17 protein-coding genes are annotated in these 16,694 nt (G+C 60.7%); 10 read left to right on the top strand and 7 right to left on the bottom strand.

What is annotated here, in order from left to right; genetic code table 11:
- Positions 1–43 precede the first annotated feature (43 nt).
- On the bottom strand, positions 44–712 hold the full coding sequence (locus LRO94_RS16815; RefSeq protein WP_032889513.1) for a DUF2268 domain-containing putative Zn-dependent protease: 669 nt from the start codon (positions 710–712) through the stop codon (positions 44–46).
- A gap of 185 nt (positions 713–897) precedes the next feature.
- Between LRO94_RS16815 and LRO94_RS16820 the strand changes: the two genes are divergently transcribed.
- From LRO94_RS16820 to lspA, 3 genes are all read left to right on the top strand, one after another.
- Positions 898–1,995, top strand: a complete 1,098-nt coding sequence (locus tag LRO94_RS16820) for a carboxynorspermidine decarboxylase (protein ID WP_027607243.1) — start codon at positions 898–900, stop codon at positions 1,993–1,995.
- Positions 1,996–2,023: 28 nt separating this feature from the next.
- Positions 2,024–3,268 carry a saccharopine dehydrogenase family protein gene (locus LRO94_RS16825; protein ID WP_032889518.1) on the top strand — a complete coding sequence of 415 codons (1,245 nt, stop codon included), beginning with the start codon at positions 2,024–2,026 and terminating at the stop codon, positions 3,266–3,268.
- A 356-nt stretch (positions 3,269–3,624) separates the two neighbouring features.
- Complete coding sequence (gene lspA / locus LRO94_RS16830) at positions 3,625–4,128, top strand: signal peptidase II (protein WP_032889521.1); 504 nt, start codon at positions 3,625–3,627, stop codon at positions 4,126–4,128.
- Between the two features lie 5 nt (positions 4,129–4,133).
- Here lspA and LRO94_RS16835 read toward each other — a convergent pair whose 3' ends face one another.
- The 3 genes from LRO94_RS16835 to LRO94_RS16845 form a co-directional block, all read right to left on the bottom strand.
- Positions 4,134–4,454 carry a hypothetical protein gene (locus LRO94_RS16835; protein ID WP_233896829.1) on the bottom strand — a complete coding sequence of 107 codons (321 nt, stop codon included), beginning with the start codon at positions 4,452–4,454 and terminating at the stop codon, positions 4,134–4,136.
- Between the two features lie 119 nt (positions 4,455–4,573).
- Entirely contained in the window at positions 4,574–5,482 is a 909-nt protein-coding gene (gene glsB / locus LRO94_RS16840) for a glutaminase B (protein WP_032889526.1), read from the bottom strand.
- A gap of 55 nt (positions 5,483–5,537) precedes the next feature.
- On the bottom strand, positions 5,538–5,882 hold the full coding sequence (locus LRO94_RS16845) for a hypothetical protein (RefSeq protein ID WP_032889529.1): 345 nt from the start codon (positions 5,880–5,882) through the stop codon (positions 5,538–5,540).
- Between the two features lie 90 nt (positions 5,883–5,972).
- Between LRO94_RS16845 and LRO94_RS16850 the strand changes: the two genes are divergently transcribed.
- Entirely contained in the window at positions 5,973–6,308 is a 336-nt protein-coding gene (locus tag LRO94_RS16850; protein ID WP_032889532.1) for a hypothetical protein, read from the top strand.
- Positions 6,309–6,516: 208 nt separating this feature from the next.
- Positions 6,517–7,461 (top strand): aliphatic sulfonate ABC transporter substrate-binding protein, encoded by a 945-nt coding sequence (locus LRO94_RS16855; RefSeq protein ID WP_032889534.1) that lies wholly within the window; start codon positions 6,517–6,519, stop codon positions 7,459–7,461.
- 352 nt (positions 7,462–7,813) lie between these two features.
- Here LRO94_RS16855 and LRO94_RS16860 read toward each other — a convergent pair whose 3' ends face one another.
- The 3 genes from LRO94_RS16860 to LRO94_RS16870 are packed head-to-tail and all read right to left on the bottom strand — an operon-like array spanning position 7,814 to position 11,053.
- Positions 7,814–9,289, bottom strand: a complete 1,476-nt coding sequence (locus LRO94_RS16860) for an FGGY family carbohydrate kinase (protein WP_032889537.1) — start codon at positions 9,287–9,289, stop codon at positions 7,814–7,816.
- 5 nt (positions 9,290–9,294) lie between these two features.
- Positions 9,295–10,227 (bottom strand): transketolase family protein, encoded by a 933-nt coding sequence (locus tag LRO94_RS16865; protein WP_179178814.1) that lies wholly within the window; start codon positions 10,225–10,227, stop codon positions 9,295–9,297.
- Complete coding sequence (locus LRO94_RS16870; RefSeq protein WP_032889543.1) at positions 10,217–11,053, bottom strand: transketolase; 837 nt, start codon at positions 11,051–11,053, stop codon at positions 10,217–10,219. Before LRO94_RS16870 ends, LRO94_RS16865 begins: the two co-directional genes overlap by 11 nt.
- 362 nt (positions 11,054–11,415) lie before the next feature.
- Between LRO94_RS16870 and LRO94_RS16875 the strand changes: the two genes are divergently transcribed.
- The 5 genes from LRO94_RS16875 (at position 11,416) to LRO94_RS16895 (ending at position 16,663) form a co-directional block, all read left to right on the top strand.
- Positions 11,416–12,423 (top strand): ABC transporter permease, encoded by a 1,008-nt coding sequence (locus LRO94_RS16875; RefSeq protein WP_050442857.1) that lies wholly within the window; start codon positions 11,416–11,418, stop codon positions 12,421–12,423.
- Positions 12,424–12,473: 50 nt separating this feature from the next.
- Positions 12,474–13,406: a sugar ABC transporter substrate-binding protein gene (locus LRO94_RS16880; RefSeq protein ID WP_032889545.1), complete on the top strand. Its 933-nt coding sequence runs from the start codon at positions 12,474–12,476 to the stop codon at positions 13,404–13,406.
- Between the two features lie 15 nt (positions 13,407–13,421).
- Positions 13,422–14,930: a sugar ABC transporter ATP-binding protein gene (locus LRO94_RS16885; RefSeq protein ID WP_032889548.1), complete on the top strand. Its 1,509-nt coding sequence runs from the start codon at positions 13,422–13,424 to the stop codon at positions 14,928–14,930.
- Positions 14,931–15,071: 141 nt separating this feature from the next.
- Positions 15,072–15,851: an SDR family oxidoreductase gene (locus LRO94_RS16890; protein ID WP_256226794.1), complete on the top strand. Its 780-nt coding sequence runs from the start codon at positions 15,072–15,074 to the stop codon at positions 15,849–15,851.
- A gap of 11 nt (positions 15,852–15,862) precedes the next feature.
- Positions 15,863–16,663 carry an SDR family oxidoreductase gene (locus tag LRO94_RS16895; protein ID WP_122681258.1) on the top strand — a complete coding sequence of 267 codons (801 nt, stop codon included), beginning with the start codon at positions 15,863–15,865 and terminating at the stop codon, positions 16,661–16,663.
- Positions 16,664–16,694 lie beyond the last annotated feature (31 nt).

The following is a 16,694-nucleotide window of genomic DNA, read 5'->3' on the forward strand; positions in this document are numbered from 1 at the left end:
GCTGAAAGCAGGCAAACCTGCTGACTTTGTCCGTCGGTCCTCGTCAGGCACGAATCACCAGGCCCTCCTCAGCCGCGATCGCCAGGATGTCTTTGGCTGAAACGTTGAGCCACGTATCTGCATCAGGCGCTCCTACCGACGCCAACCATAATCCGACAATCTGATAACCCAAGGCATACCCCAGCCATCGAGGCTTGTCGCCGGTGCCAAAAAACCAGGCGCTGTGATCGTAGTACGTCGCCTCAAGCTCGCTAAGGTGTGCAGGAAAACGCCTGAGCGCTTCAAGGCTGAACGCCCTCTCCCACGCCTCGGCTTCGCTGCCCAGCACATGCTGTACAAACATGCCTGCCAGGCCTTCGCTGACCAGCGCCTCCCCCAGCGTCCAGCCATACCCCGGCCCAGCCATGCGCAGGCAATGATGCACCTCATGCACCACATGTCGACTCATTGCGCCGCCTTCGAGGCTCGTGGCGAAATTTGGGTTATCGGGGTCCAGGGTCAGGGAGAACATCGTGCTGCGATAAGCGCGACCAACCAGGCCCAACTCCGGAATGGTTTCGCCGGGCAGCCGTTGAATCAGTACATCCAAGCGTGGTGGTGGCATCACTTGGGAAATCCCCCGGTAGGCGACATCGAACGCTTGCATCAATGCCTTGCGATGCGTGGCCAGGGAGCCCGAAGCTTCCAGCCAGTGCAGTGTCCATGCGTCCATTCTCACCTCTCGTCATCCCAACGTTGTGTCGTCACCCGAGTGGCTGATCATACCCACGAGCTGTCACATTGGCAGGTCAGATTAAAAGCGGCGCAGCAAAATCCGCCGGCTAACCTTTCGATTCGATCCAAGTGCGGGCACAATGCGTGTCCTTTTTTGGCAGGCACCGCCGCAGGCTCTCAAAAATGATCAAAACGCCGTACTACCTCATCGATAAACAGAAGCTTCTGGTCAACATGCAGAAGATTGCTTACGTGCGCGAGCAGTCCGGCGCCAAGGCCCTGCTGGCGCTCAAGTGCTTTGCCACGTGGTCGGTGTTCGACCTGATGCAGGAATACATGGACGGCACCACCTCGTCGTCGCTGTATGAGTTGAAGCTCGGTCGCCAGAAGTTCGAAGGTGAGGCGCACGCCTACAGCGTGGCCTGGGCCGACGATGAAATCGAAGAGATGCTCGATAACTGCGACAAGATCATCTTCAACTCCATCAGCCAACTGCAGCGTTTTGCCGAACGCAGTGAAGGCAAGACCCGCGGCCTGCGCGTCAACCCGCAAGTGAGCAGCTCCGACTACCTGCTGGCTGACCCGGCGCGTCCATTCAGCCGCCTGGGCGAATGGGACCCGGTGAAGATCGAAGGCGTGATCGAGCAGATCTCCGGTTTCATGTTTCACAACAACTGCGAGAACGGCGATTTCAACCTGTTCGACCAGATGCTGAACACCATCGAAGAACGCTTCGGCGCGCTGCTGCACAAGGTCAACTGGGTCAGCCTCGGCGGCGGCATCCACTTCACCGGTGAAGGCTATGCCATTGACGCCTTCTGCCAGCGTCTCAAGGCGTTCTCGCAGAAGTACGACGTGCAGGTCTACCTGGAACCCGGCGAAGCGGCGATCACCAACAGTGCCTCCCTGGAAGTCACCGTGCTCGACACCCTCTACAACGGCAAAAACCTCGCCGTCGTGGACAGCTCCATCGAAGCCCACCTGCTGGACCTGCTGATCTACCGCCTCAACGCCAAACTGGCGCCGAGCGAGGGCGAACACACCTACATGGTGTGCGGCAAATCCTGCCTGGCCGGGGACATCTTCGGCGAGTATCAATTTGATCGTCCGCTGGCCATCGGCGATCGGCTGTCGTTCATCGACACCGCGGGCTACACCATGGTCAAGAAAAATTGGTTCAACGGCCTGAAAATGCCGTCCATCGTAGTGAAACAACTCGACGGTACAGTCGAAGTGGTTCGTGAATTTGGTTACGACGACTACCTGTCCAGCCTTTCGTAAGCTGGCGGATATAGGAGAAATAAAGCAATTGAAAAAGAACGTTCTTATCATTGGTGCAGGAGGTGTCGCCAAGGTGGTGGCCCACAAGTGCGCGCAGCACAACGACGAACTCGGTCGTATTGCTATCGCGTCGCGCAACATCTCCAAATGCCAGGCCATCATCGACAGCGTCAAGGCCAAGGGTAGCCTCAAGGTTCCCGCCGACATCCAGGCCTTCGCGCTGAACGCCCTGGACGTGGAAGCGACCAAGGCCCTGATCCGCGAGACTGAATCGCAGATCGTCATCAACGTGGGTTCCGCGTTCCTCAACATGTCGGTACTGCGTGCCTGCATCGACACGGGCGTTGCGTACCTCGACACCGCCATCCACGAAGAGCCGGGCAAGGTCTGCGAGACCCCACCGTGGTACGGCAACTACGAATGGAACCACCTGGAAGAGTGCAAACAGAAGAACATCACCGCCATCCTTGGCGTGGGCTTCGACCCGGGTGTCGTCAACGCGTATGCCGCGCTGGCGCAGCAACAGCATTTCGACCGCATTGATTCGATCGACATCCTCGACGTCAATGCCGGCTCCCATGGCAAATACTTCGCCACCAATTTCGATCCGGAAATCAACTTCCGCGAATTCACCGGGCAGGTGTGGAGCTGGCAGAACAGCCAGTGGACCAGCAACACCATGTTCGAAGTCAAACGTACCGACGACCTCCCGGTCGTGGGTTCGCAGAACCTCTACCTCACCGGCCACGATGAAGTGCACTCGCTGTCGAAAAACCTCGACGTGCCCAACGTGCGTTTCTGGATGAGCTTCGGCGAACACTACATCAACGTGTTCACCGTGCTGAAAAACCTCGGCCTGCTCTCCGAGAAGCCGGTCACCACCGCCGAAGGCCTGGAAGTGGTGCCGTTGAAAGTGGTCAAGGCCGTGCTGCCCGACCCGTCTTCGCTGGCTCCGGGCTACACCGGCAAGACCTGCATCGGCGACCTGGTCAAAGGCACCAAGGACGGCCAGCCGCGCGAGATGTTCATCTACAACGTAGCGGATCACGAAGAAGCCTACGTTGAAACCGACAGCCAGGGCATCTCCTACACCGCAGGCGTTCCACCGGTAGCCGCAGCGCTGCTGGTAGCCCGTGGCGAGTGGGATGTGAAACACATGGCCAACGTCGAGGAACTGCCGGCTGAGCCGTTCCTCAAGGCGCTGGACGTGATGGGCTTGCCGACTCGGATCAAGGACGAGCACGGTGATCGAGCCTGGGATGCGATTGCCTGATAGGCGATAGCTGACCGAACAAAAAAATGCGCCCTCAGGGGCGCATTTTTTGTTTGGGCGGATGCCTATTTCCAAGACACTGAACATCCAATGTGGGAGGGGGCTTGCCCCCGATTGCAGTACATCAGTCACAGCAGCAGTGACTGACACACCGTAATCGGGGGCAAGCCCCCTCCCACATTGGAATTCACAGATGACCGCGTGCACTGCAATTGTCGGCAATTTGCACAAAGGTACTGAGTCCTGAACCTAAAGCGTTGAACACAGCCTGCCCGGCGGCGTGAAGATGGACGGGATAGAGCGCCTGAGCTATCTTCAGCCGCCTTATCGACCGCCCCGAAACAGGAAGTTACCGATTGAGCACGTCGCCCCTATTGCGAGGCCGCAGCTTCGCCCTCCTCGCCGGCATCACCTTCATTGCTATGGACCAGCTTGTGAAACTCTGGGCCCTGGTTTCACTGCAGGCCAACAGCTTCAAAATCGGCTCAAACCCGATCAACTTTGCGTTGGAGCTAAGCCTCAACCCTGGCGCATTCCTGAGCCTGGGCGCCGCTTTGCCACCACAGGTCAAACAACTGATCTTTATCGTCGGCGTGGCCGTTGTGGTGGCCTGGGCGATGGGGTGGTCCCTCTCCAACTGGAACCAGCCGCTGCGTAAAGTCTTGCCGCTGTACGCCATCGCCTTGGGTGGCATCGCCAACCTGATCGACCGGGTGTTTCGCGACGGCCATGTGGTTGACTACATGGTCCTGAACGTCGGGCCAGCGCATACCGGGGTGTTCAATATTGCGGATATCGCAATTACTGTCGGCGCGCTGTACCTGCTGATCGACCTGTTCGTGAAGCCGCGTAAAGCCTAGGCGTATCAGTATTTCTCCCCCTCATCGCCTCGAATTTCAGCGGCGAGGGCCAGGGCGATCGCCTTGGCTTTCACGATGCTCTCATCGCTGTATACAAACGAAATTTGGCCACGGCGATAATCGAAATAGTAATCCTGCTGCGTGGTGGGAGAGGTCCAGTACGCCGTTTGGTTACCGCTGATGGAAATCGTCGCTCCTGTCGTGGGATTAACGGCAGTCACTTCGTCCTGCAACAGGAGGGACGGGTCACCGGCACACACGTCACGCCATTCTTCAGGCGTTATTGCATTGCTTTCGACACGGGCGATATGGAGTTCATAGGCCATACAGACATCCATCTGAGAAAAGGGAAAATTCCTGGGCTGCGGCGGCAGCGTAGCATTGGATGACGCCCCTCCAGCGGCATGACAACCAGATCAGCGTTCCCACGCGCGTGGGAACGCTCTCAAAACACCGACCACCCAATCCGCTCACTCAACAACTCCAACGCCTTGATCCCCGCCAGTGAGTTCCCCGCCGCGTTCAACTCCGGCGACCACACGCACACGGTAAATTGCCCCGGCACCACCGCGACAATGCCGCCGCCGACCCCGCTCTTGCCCGGCAAGCCCACGCGATAAGCAAAATTCCCCGCCTCGTCATACAGCCCGCTGGTGGCCATGATCGAGTTGACTTGCTTGGTCTGGCGCGCGGTGAGGATCTGTTCGCCGCTGTGGGCACTCGTGCCCTCGTTGGCGAGGAAACTGAACGCCTTGGCCAAGTCCAGGCAGCTCATCTGCAAGGCGCAGTAGTTGAAGTAGCTATGCAGCACCGCATCCACGTCGTTGTGGAAGTTGCCGAAGGATTTCATCAGGTAGGCCATGGCCGCATTGCGCGCGCCGTGCTGGGCTTCGGAGTCGGCGACGACGCTGTTGACCAGGATCTGCGGGTTGCCCGACAGGCGCCGAACGAAGTCGCGCATCGACAGAATCGGCACCGCAAAGCGTGATTGGTTGATGTCGCAGATCACCAGCGCACCGGCATTGATGAAGGGGTTACGCGGGCGACCGCGTTCGAATTCCAATTGCACCAACGAGTTGAACGGTTGCCCCGACGGCTCGTGGCCCAAGCGTTCCCAGATGGATTCGCCGCCATGGTCGATGGCCTGCACCAGGCTGAACACCTTGGAAATGCTCTGCACCGAGAACAGCGTATCGGCATCTCCGGCGCGGTAGGCCGAACCGTCGTTGCCATACACGGCGATGCCCAGTTGGTTGGCCGGTACATCGGCCAGCGCGGGAATGTAGTCGGCGACTTTGCCGAGGCCGATCAGTGGGCGCACTTCGTCGAGGATCGACTCCAGCAGCGCCTGCATGTCTTGTCCTGTCATCTGTCTTTGAATCAGTGGAAAGCGGGGTGCGGAGGATACTTCAATGGGCGCGGAAGCCCCACACAATCTCCACAACCCGCTCGGCCACCACCAGATAAACCAAGATCAACAACAGCTGCAATGCCAAGTGATAACGCAGCTTGGCCAGCCGGCGAATGCCGTCGCTGACGTTCAACAGCATCAACACCGTGGACAGGATGATCAGCCCCCAGCCCGCCACGTTTGACGCGAACATGCCGATAAAGAGTTCACGTTGCCCGAGCAGCGTATTGGTGCCCGCCGCGAACAGCAGCGCGCACACCAGCAGGTTTTTAACATTGTCGAAGATCTGAGTGCTCAGGTCATTTTCCAGCAGGGCCACATACCGCTTCCATAACGTGTGCATGAGTCATTACCGGGTGGGGATCGCTCGTCAATCAAAGTAGTCCATATGCCCGTACACTGCACCGCTGCGCTCACTCCACGAGGACTTTGCATGAAATTAATGATTGGCCTGGCCGCTTTACTGCTGGTATCGGCATGCACCACGACCCCGCCCGCTCAGGACGCTGCAGCGTCCACCTGCCTGGCGGGCGGCGGCACCATGAAGCAAGTCGGCAAGCTGCAAAGCTGGAAGTGCATCACGCCATATAAGGACGCAGGCAAGGCGTGCACCGACTCCAGTCAGTGTGAAGGCGAGTGCCAGACCAGTGTCACCACCCAGTCCGGCAACGGCCCGGTGACCGGCGCGTGCCAGGTAGATAACGGCCACTTCGGCTGCTCGGCGACGGTAGAGAAAGGCAAGCTGGGCCGGGCGATCTGCGTGGACTGAGCCACACCACCGACCCCATTCGGCGCGCGGGGGCAGCGAAACGGACGTGTATTGCTTGATGATCGAAGCCGCGCACCCGCCCATGGCCCAGTTGTTCCAGCGGGCAGGAAGCGGCTGAAAGCATCCTAAGCTCAGATCGAAAGAGTATTTATCGAATGGTTTTTAGATCATTAAGCTCAGGGCTATTTCGTTGAAGATCGAGCCCACCATGTCCCTTCGTCGTCCACTCGCCGCTGTATTAGGATTGCTGGCCTTTTCCGTTGCCTTTAGTGCGCAAGCCCAGGAAACCGTGCGCATCGGCTACCAGAAATCCTCCACGCTGATCACCCTGCTGAAGACCCAAGGTACCCTGGAGAAAGCCCTCAAGGCTGACAACATCGCCGTGAGCTGGCACGAATTCCCCAGCGGCCTGCCGCTGCTGGAGGCGCTGAATGTCGGCAACGTCGACATCAGCGCCGACGTGGCCGACACCGTGCCGATCTTCGCCCAGGCGGCCCAGGCCAAACTCACCTACTTCGCCCAGGAAGCGCCCTCGCCTTCGGCCCAGGCCATCGTGGTGCGCAAGGACTCGCCGATCCAACAGTTGGCGGACTTGAAGGGTAAGAAAATCGCGGTGACCAAGGCTGCCGGCACTCACTATTTGTTGATCGCCGCCCTGAATAAAGCTGGCCTGGCGTTCTCGGATATCGAACCGGCTTACCTGTCGCCAGCCGATGGCCGCGCGGCGTTCGAAAACAACAAAGTCGACGCCTGGGTCACCTGGGAACCCTTCCTCACCAGCGTGCAGCGCCAACTGCCGACCCGCACCCTGGCCGATGGCGCAGGCCTCGCCAGTTACAAGCGCTATTACCTGACCGGCACGCCCTACGCCAAGGCGCACCCAGAAGTGTTGAAGGTGGTGTATGGGGAATTGGAAAGGACCGGCAAGTGGGTGAAAGCCCATCCGCAAGAAGCGGCGAAAGTGCTCGGCCCGCTGTGGGGCAACCTGGACGTGGCCACGGTGGAAGCGGCGAACGCGCACCGCAGTTATCAGGTGCAGCCAGTGACGGTGGATCAGTTGGGTGAGCAGCAGAAGATCGCCGATGCGTTCTTCAAGGCGGGGTTGTTGCCGAAGGCGGTGGATGCCAAGGATGTGCAGACCTGGCGGCCTTGAAGGCTGGTGTGATCTAAATGTGGGAGGGGCGGTGCGACGATTCGACTTGCGCCCGATGACCATGGGTATCTAAACAACTTTTCAGACGCTGACAAATATCCCTGTGGCGAGCGGGCTTGTCCCGCGTTGGGCTGCAAAGCAGCCCCAGTCAAGAAGAATGCGGTGTATCAGACACTCTGTTGAGGCTGGTTTTGGGGCTGCTACGCAGCCCAACGCGGGACAAGCCCGCTCGCCACAACAGCCCTATCTGCCGGACGTTCAGTGTTGAGTCAACGTTATGTAGATCCCTATGCTCATCGGCGGCAAGTCGAATCGTCGCACCGCCCCTCCCACAGTGGGTTTGCATATGCCGTTAGAGGAGTGTTCGGGCTAAAGCCTTTTTCCACTCTGCATAACGCCCTGCCATTGCGGGGTCATCCTGCGGCTCAAACCGCTCGCGCTGGCGCTCCAACTGCCCCAGCGCCGTATCACTCGCCCACACGCCCAACGCCCGTCCCGCCAGGTGCGCTGCGCCCAGCGCCGACACCTCCGGCGACAGGCTGCGCACCACCGGGCGTTGCAGCAGGTTGGCAAGGAACTGCATCAGCCAGCGATTGCGCGTGGCACCGCCGTCCACCCACAGTTCCTTCAAAGGACTGCCGATGTCTTGTTGCATCGCCTCAAACACATCGCGAATCTGATAGCCGATGGATTCCAGCGAGGCGCGCAGGATGTGCGCGCCGGACGTGGCTTCGGTCAACCCGCAGATCAGCCCACGGGCGTCGGCCTTCCAGTGCGGTGCGCCGAGGCCCGACAGCGCCGGGACAAAATATACGCCGCCGTTATCCGGCAGTTGCGCAGCCTGTTCGGTCAAGGCATCCAGGGATTCGCCAGCCACCAAGCGCGACGCCCACTGCACGGCAGCGCCGGTATGGACGATATTGCCCTCCATGCCGAAGGTGGGTTGGCTGCCGTCATGCCAGGCCAATGTGGTGGACAAGCCATGGGTGGACGCAATCGGGCCGCTCATGGGCGTCATCAAGGACGAACCGGTGCCGAGGGTGGCCTTGACCAGACCCGGCGCAAAACCGCCCTGCCCGTACAGCGCGGCATGGGAGTCGCCAATCATCGACATCACCGGGATACCGGCGGGCAAGCCGCCCACGGCGACGGTTTCGGCGAAGAACCCGGCGCTCGGCTGGATCGGCGCCAAGGCCGCAGCAGGAATGCCGAACAGTGCCAAAAGCTCAGGATCCCAGGCGCAGGAGTGCAGGTTGAACAACTGAGTGCGTGCGGCGTTGGAATAGTCAGTGGCGAACACCTGGCCGCCGCTGAGTTGCCACAACAGCCAGCTGTCGACCGTGCCCAGGCAAATATCACCCGCAGCAGCGCGGGCGTGACCATTGTCCAGGTTGTCGAGAATCCAGCGAAATTTGCCCGCCGAGAACATCGGGTCCAACGCCAGCCCGGTCTTTTCCAGGATCAGCGCTTCATGACCCTGCGCATGCAGTTGCGTGCATAACGCCGTAGAGCGTCGGCACTGCCAACTGATGCACGGCGACAATGGCTCACCGGTATGCCTATCCCAAGCCACCACCGATTCACGCTGGTTGCTGATCGCGAGCGCAGTGATCGGCCGATCTACCTGGGCCAGGCACTCTTCAATCGCAGCCAACGTGTTTTGCCAGATCAGCAGCGGGTCCTGCTCGGAAAACCCGGCCTGGGGATGACTGATGCTCAAGGGCCGCGAACCGCGCGCGATCACCTGGCCCAGTTCGTTGACCAGCACCGCCTTGGCGTTGCTGGTGCCTTCATCTATCGCAAGGATCAGCGGGGTGTTGTTATTCATTGATTTCACCGCAACCGAGTGGCAGCCGCCACGATCCCAGCCGCGTCGATGTTATGCAAGGCGCGGGTCGGTTCGCGGGCGCCGGCGGCGGCGTATTCGCCATCGCCGATACCCAGGCGGATCAGGGCAATGCCCAACCCAGCTTCGGCCAGCACTTCAGCGACCAGGCTGCCGACGCCGCCATTAACGTTGTGTTCTTCCACGCTGATGACGGCGCGGGTGCCGCTCAAGGCGCTGAGCAATACATCACGCTGCAAGGGCCGGATCGACGACAGGTTGATCACCTGCGCCTGGATGCCCTGCTCCGCCAGCAAGGCCGCCGCATCCACCGCTTCATGCACCACCGAGCCCAGGGCCACGATGCTCACATCGGCGCCCTGGCGCAGGATGTCTACCTGACCGGGCACAAACTGATAGTCGGCGCCGTGGACGTCCGGCAAGGCTTTACCATCGAGACGGATATACACCGGGCCGTGGTAACGCAGCGCGTAATCGACGATCTGCCGGCACTCGACGGCATCCGCCGGGGCAAAAATCTGCACATTGCCGAAGCCGCGCATCACAGAAATATCGTCAAGGCTGTGGTGGGTGCTGGCCAACGGGCCATAGCTGGTACCGGCGTTCAGGCCGAACATTTTCACATTGGCCTGGTTGTAGCAGACGTCCACCTTGATCTGCTCATTGGCGCGAGAGATTAGAAACGGCGCCGCATTGCAGGTAGCTGCAATCTTGCCGCCCAGCGCCAGCCCCGCCGCGACGCTGACCAAGGACTGCTCGGCAATCCCGACATTAATCAACCGCTCTGGAAAGCGCTGCATGAACGGACCGATCTTGGCCGTCGACGTGGAATCGCTGACCACCGGCACGACGTCCAACCCGGCGTCGACTGCATCAATAAAGGCCTGCACCATGACACTCGCCAAATGTTCACTCGCCATGGTTCAACTCCTCCAGTGCTGCATTGATTTCATCGCCCTTGGGCACACGGTGGTGCCATTCAGGGCGGGCTTCGATAAACGACACGCCCTTGCCTTTGATGGTGTGGGCGATCAGCACCTGGGGCGCGCCGGTTTGGGTCTGCATGGTTTCCAGGGTTTCGATCAACTGGCCCACGTCGTTGCCATCGCATTCGCTGACGGTGAAGCCGAAGGCAGCCCATTTCACGTCCAGTGGGTCGAGCGGCATGATCTCGGCGGTCAGGCCGGCCAGTTGCAGTTTGTTTTTGTCGACGATCACAAACAGGTTATCCAACCCGTACTTGGCTGCCGCCATGGCGGCTTCCCAGTTGGAGCCTTCGGCCAGTTCGCCGTCGCCGGTCAGCACATAGATGCGTTTTTTGCTGCCGGACATCTTTGCCGCCAATGCCAGCCCCACTGCCACTGGCAAGCCGTGGCCAAGGGCGCCGGTGTTGAGTTCGATGCCGGGGGTTTTCTGGCGTACCGGATGGCCGGGCAAATGGGAATTGAAGTGCTGGTAAGTGGGCAACCATTCAGTGGGGATATAGCCCGCCTGTGCCAGGCAGCAATACAACCCCCCCACGCCATGGCCCTTGCTCTGGATATAGATATCGCGATCAGGGTCTTCAGTGCGTTCCGGGCCGGTATTGAGGATGCGGAAGTACAGAGTGGCGAGGATGTCGGTTTCCGACAGGTCCGCTCCGGTGTGACCGCCCGCCGGTGAATCGGCGTTGAGGTGGATCACATGGCGGCGGATCAGGCGGGCCTGTTCCTTGATCTGGTGGGCGTCGTACTGGAAGGCATTCATGCAGCGGCTCCTGTGGGGCTGACCACGTGAGGTGAAAGTGTCCAAAGCTGTGTTTGAATATTTATTCAGCAGTGACAATATATTTCTATTTAGACGCTGATCGTCCGCGCGGTCAAGTGAGCGATCCACGGAAAAACGAAATAAATAGAAGAAACATCCCTCGGACAAACGGGCAAAATCCCACACGGGCTGGTCTATCCCGTGGCTTTGCCCGTGGTGAAAGCGCCGGTTTAGAGGCATACCTGAAAAATTAAGCGCTTGACTTTGCCACGGTGTCACTGGAATCTGAATTAACAGTCAGGCACGCATAAATATTCAAACGGCCTGAAAGCACTCCAAAAAAAATAAATCAGGAGAACACTGTGGACGCCAAAGCTATTGTCCAGCACCCGGCCGAACTCAAGCCGCCACCCCGCCCACGTATTGTGAAACTGCTGCCCAGCAACATCGGCGGCCCGTTGATCGGGCTGGTGTTGCTGGTGCTGGTCTTCTCCTTCAGTTCCGAATTCTTCTTCTCCTTGCGTAATGGCCTGAACATCCTCGATCAGGTCACGGTGCTGGGCATCCTGGCGATCGGCATGACAGCGGTGATCGTCATCGGCGGCATCGACCTGTCGGTAGGCTCGGTGCTGGCCTTCTCGATGATGATGCTCGGCTGGCTCTACCAGGATCAGGCAGTGCCGCTGGGCTTCGCGATTCCGATCTCGATTGCCACCGGGATGCTCGCCGGGCTGGTGTCCGGCGCGTTGATCACCTACGCCAAGCTGCCGCCCTTTATTGCCACACTGACCATGATGTCGGTGGCCCGTGGCCTGGCGAATATCCTCACCGAAGGCCGGCAGATCGTCGGCTACCCGGAGTGGTTCACCAGCCTGGCCACGGTGCGGCACTTCGGCTTTCTCTCGGCAACCGTCGGGCTGTTTCTGGTGATGCTGCTGGTGGCGTGGGTGTTCCTGCGCTTTCGTGCCGGCGGCCGCAACCTCTACGCCATGGGCGGCAGCCCTGAAGTGGCGCGCCTGTCCGGCATCAAGGTGCGTGCGATTACCTTGTGGGTGTACGCCATCAGCGGCGCGCTGGCCGGCATCGCCGCCGTGACCCTGGCGGCGCGCCTCGACTCTTCCCAACCCAGTGCCGGCCTCAGCCTGGAACTGGACGCTATTGCCGCCGTGGTGATTGGCGGCGCCAGCCTCAGCGGCGGCGTCGGCAGCATCGGCGGCACCCTGGTGGGTGTGCTGATCATTGGCGTGTTGCGCAATGGCCTCAACCTGCTGGGCGTTTCCCCGTTTATTCAACAAGTGGTGATCGGCGTGGTCATCGCCCTCGCCGTAACCATCGACACCCTGCGACGCCGTTCCAGTACTGCCCGTTAAACCTGTTCGACAGTTGACACCCTCCAACAATAAAACCAGGAGTCACCGACATGTTCAGCCCCAAGAAACTGCTTATCGCCACTGCTCTGGCGGCCGCGACCCTTACCGCTGCCGGCACCACCTGGGCCAAGGACCTGACCATCGGCCTGGCCGTGGCCAACCTGCAGGCCGACTTCTTCAACCAGATCAAGCAATCGGTGGAAGCCGAGGGCAAGGCCAAGGGGATCAAGGTGATCACCGTGGACGCCCAAGGCAACTCCTCGACCCAGGTCAGCCAGATTGAAGACCTGATCACCCGCCAGATCGACGTGCTGATCTACATCCCCGCCGGTGCTACCGCCGCCGGTGTGCCCGTCAAAGCCGCCAAGGCCGCCGGTATCCCGGTGATCGCCGTGGACCGCAACGCCCCCGACGCACCAGGCGACACCTTTATCGCCAGCGACAGCGTGGCCGGCGCCAAGACCCTGGCCGAGTACGTGGGCAAGATCACCGACGGGAAAGGCCGCATTGCGATCCTGCAAGGCCAACTCGGCACCACGCCGGAGAATGATCGCGCCAAGGGTTTCGAGGAGGGCCTGAAAGCCTTCCCGGACCTCAAGGTCGTGGCCCAGCAACCCGCCGAATGGGCTCAGGACAAAGGCTTCGCCGTGGCCCAGGACCTGCTCCAGCGTGATCCGAATATCACCGTATTCTTTGGCCGCGCCGATGCGATGGCCCTGGGCGCTGCCCAAGCGGTGAAGGTCGGCAACCTGGATCACAAGGTCGTGGTCGTCGGTTTTGACGGCGACGTCGCCGGGCTCAAGGCCGTCGAAAGCGGCGTGCTCAACGCCACCATGACTCAGCAGACCCAGAAAATGGGGCGCCTGGCCGTGGCCTCGGCGATTGATCTCAAAGCCGGCAAGGCCGTGCCCAAGGAGCAACTGCTGCCCACCGTGCTGACCACCAAAGAAAACGTCGCGCCGTTCCTGCAACAGCACCCGTAAGCCTTGGAGGTCGTCATGCAAGCAGCAGCTCTGGATAGCAGCGCCGATGCGGTGCTGTGCCTGCGCAATATCAGCAAGGCCTACGGCCCGGTGCAGGTGTTGTCCCAGGTCAATGTGGATATTCGCCGCGGTGAAGTGCTGGCCCTGCTCGGTGAAAACGGTGCCGGTAAGTCGACCTTGTCGTCGATCATCGCAGGCCTGGTGCAACCCGAAGCTGGCGGCAGCATGACCTGGCTCGGCGCGCCGTATGCACCCGCCTCGCCGGGTGCGGCACTGGGCGCAGGTATCGGCCTGATCCACCAGGAAATCCGTCTGCTGCCGCAACTGTCGATCGCCGAGAACATCTTCGTCGGTCGCCTGCCCATGCGTTACGGGCGGGTCGATCGCGACTACATCGAGGCCCAGGCGCAGATCCAACTGGAACGCCTGGGGCTCAACGTGCCGGCGTCGCGCAAGGTCGAAGGCCTGAGTGTGGCGGCCCAGCAATTGGTGGAAATCGCCAAGGCGCTGACCTTGAAGGCCAGCTTGCTGATTCTCGATGAACCCACCGCTGCGCTGGGCGCTGAAGAAACCGAGTTGCTGTTCAAGCAGGTGGAACGGCTGAAAGCAGAAGGCGTGTCGTTTATCTACATCAGCCATCGCCTGGAAGAAATCGCGCGCATCGCCGACCGCGTGCTGGTGCTGCGCGACGGTCGTCAGATCGCCCTGCATGCCACCGCGCAAGTGCCGGTGCGCGAACTGGTGGAGCAGATGGTCGGGCGCAGCCTGGAGCGGATTTTCCCCGCGCTGCAGGCGCCGCAGGAGCAGGTGATGTTGCAGGTCAAGGATTTGACCTGCCGCGAATTCGCCTTGCATGGCATCGACTTCAGCGTGCGCGCCGGCGAAGTGTTCGGCATTGCCGGCGTGGTAGGCGCCGGGCGTACGGAGCTGGTGCGCACCATTGCCGGTGCGGCCCAGGACATCAAGGGCCAGATGGTGCTGGACGGTGAAGTGCGCCAGCTGCGCAGCCCGTTTGAAGCGATTCAGGCCGGTGTAGTGCTGGTACCTGAAGACCGCAAACAGCAAGGCGTAGTCGTGGAACATCGCATCGAAGACAACCTGGTCTACGGCAACACCGACCTGCTGGACAAACGCGGTTGGGTGCTCCCTGCCCCGCTGCGTGAATTCGCCCGAACGGCGGTGGCGCGGCTCGGCGTGAAAGGTTCGCCGCAGTCGCGGATTTCCAGTTTGTCCGGCGGCAACCAGCAGAAAGTGATCATCGCCAAGTGGCTGGCACGCAACCCCAAGGTGTTCATCCTCGATGAGCCGACACGCGGCATCGACGTGGGTGCACGGGCGGCGATCTATGAAGTGATCGCGGATTTGGCGGCCAAGGGCATGGCGGTGATTGTGGTCAGTTCCGACCTGGATGAAGTGCTGGGGTTGTCCCATCGGGTGATGGTGATGAGCCGAGGACGGCAGATGGGGATTCTGGAGCGTGGCGAGGCCACACCGGTGTCGGTGATGGAAATGGCCACCGCCTAGGAACCCGGTCCTCACAAACAATGGCGATCAAATGTGGGAGGGGGCTTGCCCCCGATGAGGGAGTGTCAGTAGAAGCATCTGTCACTGAACCACTGCTATCGGGAGCAAGCCCCCTCCCACACGGGTCCACTGTGATTTCAAATAACGGAGTTATCCATGCAGCTTTTCAGTCTTCAGGGCCAAGTGGCCTTTGTCACCGGCGCCGGCAGCGGCATCGGCCAAGCCATCGCTGTCGGGCTGGCCGAAGCCGGCGCAGATGTTGCTTGCTTTGATCTTCCGGGCAGCCCCGGCATTGCCAGCACGGTCGAGCGCATCCAGGCTCTGGGCCGGCGTGCCCTGGCCCTCAGCGGCACCGTCACCGAGCGCGCCGCCCTGGATGCAGCCGTCGCGCAAACCGAACAAGAACTCGGCCCACTCAGCGTGGCGGTCAACTGCGCCGGCATCGCCAACGCCCAGGCCGCCGAAGACCTCGAACTGCAACGCTGGCAAACCACACTGGACATCAACCTCACCGGCATCTTCCTCAGCTGCCAGGCCCAGGCCGCCGTGATGTTGCCGCGTGGCAAAGGTGCCATCGTCAACATCGCCTCCATGTCCGGCAGCATCGTCAACCGTGGCCTGTTGCAGGCGCACTACAACACCTCCAAGGCTGGGGTGATCCACCTGAGCAAAAGCCTGGCGATGGAATGGGCCGACAAGGGCCTGCGCGTCAACTGCATCAGCCCCGGCTACACCGCCACGCCGATGAACTCGCGCCCGGAAGTCGCCGACCAGGTGAAGATCTTTGAACAGACCACGCCCATGGGCCGTATGGCCAGCGTGGAAGAAATGGTCGGCCCGGCAATTTTCCTGGTCAGCCAGGCGTCATCTTTCTGCACCGGTGTCGACCTGTTGGTCGATGGCGGCTTTGTGTGCTGGTAAGGAGTCTTGTGATGTCGCAACGTTTCAGCGGTAAAACCATCGTGATCACCGGCGCCTGCCGTGGCATTGGTGCCGGCATAGCCGAGCGCTTCGCTCAGGAAGGCGCCAACCTGGTGCTGGCCTCCAACGACCTGGAGCGCGTGACCTTCACCGCCGACCAACTGGCCCAGGAATACGGCGTGAGCGCCCTCGCCCTCGGCATCGACGTCACCAACGAAAGCGATATCGAGAAGCTCTACCGCGAAGGCCACGCCCGCTTCGGCAGCATCGACGTGTCGGTGCAGAACGCCGGCATCATCACCATCGACCACTACGACAAAATGCCCCGCGCTGATTTCGATAAGGTGCTTCAGGTCAACACCACCGGCGTGTGGCTGGGGTGCAGGGAAGCGGCCAAGTACATGGTCAAGCAAGGCAGCGGGCGGTTGATCAACACCTCGTCCGGGCAAGGTCGCCAGGGCTTTATCTACACACCGCACTACGCAGCCAGCAAAATGGGCGTGATCGGCATCACCCAAAGCCTGTCCCTGGAGCTGGCGCCGCATAACATCACCGTCAACGCATTCTGCCCCGGCATCATCGAAAGCGAGATGTGGGACTACAACGACCGCGTGTGGGGCGAGATCCTCAGCACCGACGAAAAACGCTACGGCAAGGGTGAATTGATGGCCGAATGGGTCAAAAACATCCCCCTGCGCCGTGCCGGCAAACCCTCGGATGTGGCGGGTCTGGTAGCCTTCCTGGCCTCCGACGACGCGGCGTACCTGACCGGCCAGGCGATCAATATCGACGGCGGCCTGATCATGTCGTGAGGGTTTGGTATCCTCACGGCCATTGTGTCAA

The organism is Pseudomonas sivasensis, from assembly GCF_021391435.1.
Taxonomy (GTDB): domain Bacteria; phylum Pseudomonadota; class Gammaproteobacteria; order Pseudomonadales; family Pseudomonadaceae; genus Aquipseudomonas; species Aquipseudomonas sivasensis.

What these genes read in the sequence shown, in the direction of transcription:
- LRO94_RS16815 (WP_032889513.1), bottom strand. Translation starts at nt 712, where the DNA reads ATGGACGCATGGACACTGCACTGGCTGGAAGCTTCGGGCTCCCTGGCC.
- LRO94_RS16820 (WP_027607243.1), top strand. Translation starts at nt 898, where the DNA reads ATGATCAAAACGCCGTACTACCTCATCGATAAACAGAAGCTTCTGGTC.
- LRO94_RS16835 (WP_233896829.1), bottom strand. Translation starts at nt 4,454, where the DNA reads ATGGCCTATGAACTCCATATCGCCCGTGTCGAAAGCAATGCAATAACG.
- glsB (WP_032889526.1), bottom strand. Translation starts at nt 5,482, where the DNA reads ATGCAGGCGCTGCTGGAGTCGATCCTCGACGAAGTGCGCCCACTGATC.
- LRO94_RS16845 (WP_032889529.1), bottom strand. Translation starts at nt 5,882, where the DNA reads ATGCACACGTTATGGAAGCGGTATGTGGCCCTGCTGGAAAATGACCTG.
- LRO94_RS16850 (WP_032889532.1), top strand. Translation starts at nt 5,973, where the DNA reads ATGAAATTAATGATTGGCCTGGCCGCTTTACTGCTGGTATCGGCATGC.
- LRO94_RS16855 (WP_032889534.1), top strand. Translation starts at nt 6,517, where the DNA reads ATGTCCCTTCGTCGTCCACTCGCCGCTGTATTAGGATTGCTGGCCTTT.
- LRO94_RS16860 (WP_032889537.1), bottom strand. Translation starts at nt 9,289, where the DNA reads ATGAATAACAACACCCCGCTGATCCTTGCGATAGATGAAGGCACCAGC.
- LRO94_RS16865 (WP_179178814.1), bottom strand. Translation starts at nt 10,227, where the DNA reads ATGGCGAGTGAACATTTGGCGAGTGTCATGGTGCAGGCCTTTATTGAT.
- LRO94_RS16870 (WP_032889543.1), bottom strand. Translation starts at nt 11,053, where the DNA reads ATGAATGCCTTCCAGTACGACGCCCACCAGATCAAGGAACAGGCCCGC.
- LRO94_RS16880 (WP_032889545.1), top strand. Translation starts at nt 12,474, where the DNA reads ATGTTCAGCCCCAAGAAACTGCTTATCGCCACTGCTCTGGCGGCCGCG.
- LRO94_RS16885 (WP_032889548.1), top strand. Translation starts at nt 13,422, where the DNA reads ATGCAAGCAGCAGCTCTGGATAGCAGCGCCGATGCGGTGCTGTGCCTG.
- LRO94_RS16895 (WP_122681258.1), top strand. Translation starts at nt 15,863, where the DNA reads ATGTCGCAACGTTTCAGCGGTAAAACCATCGTGATCACCGGCGCCTGC.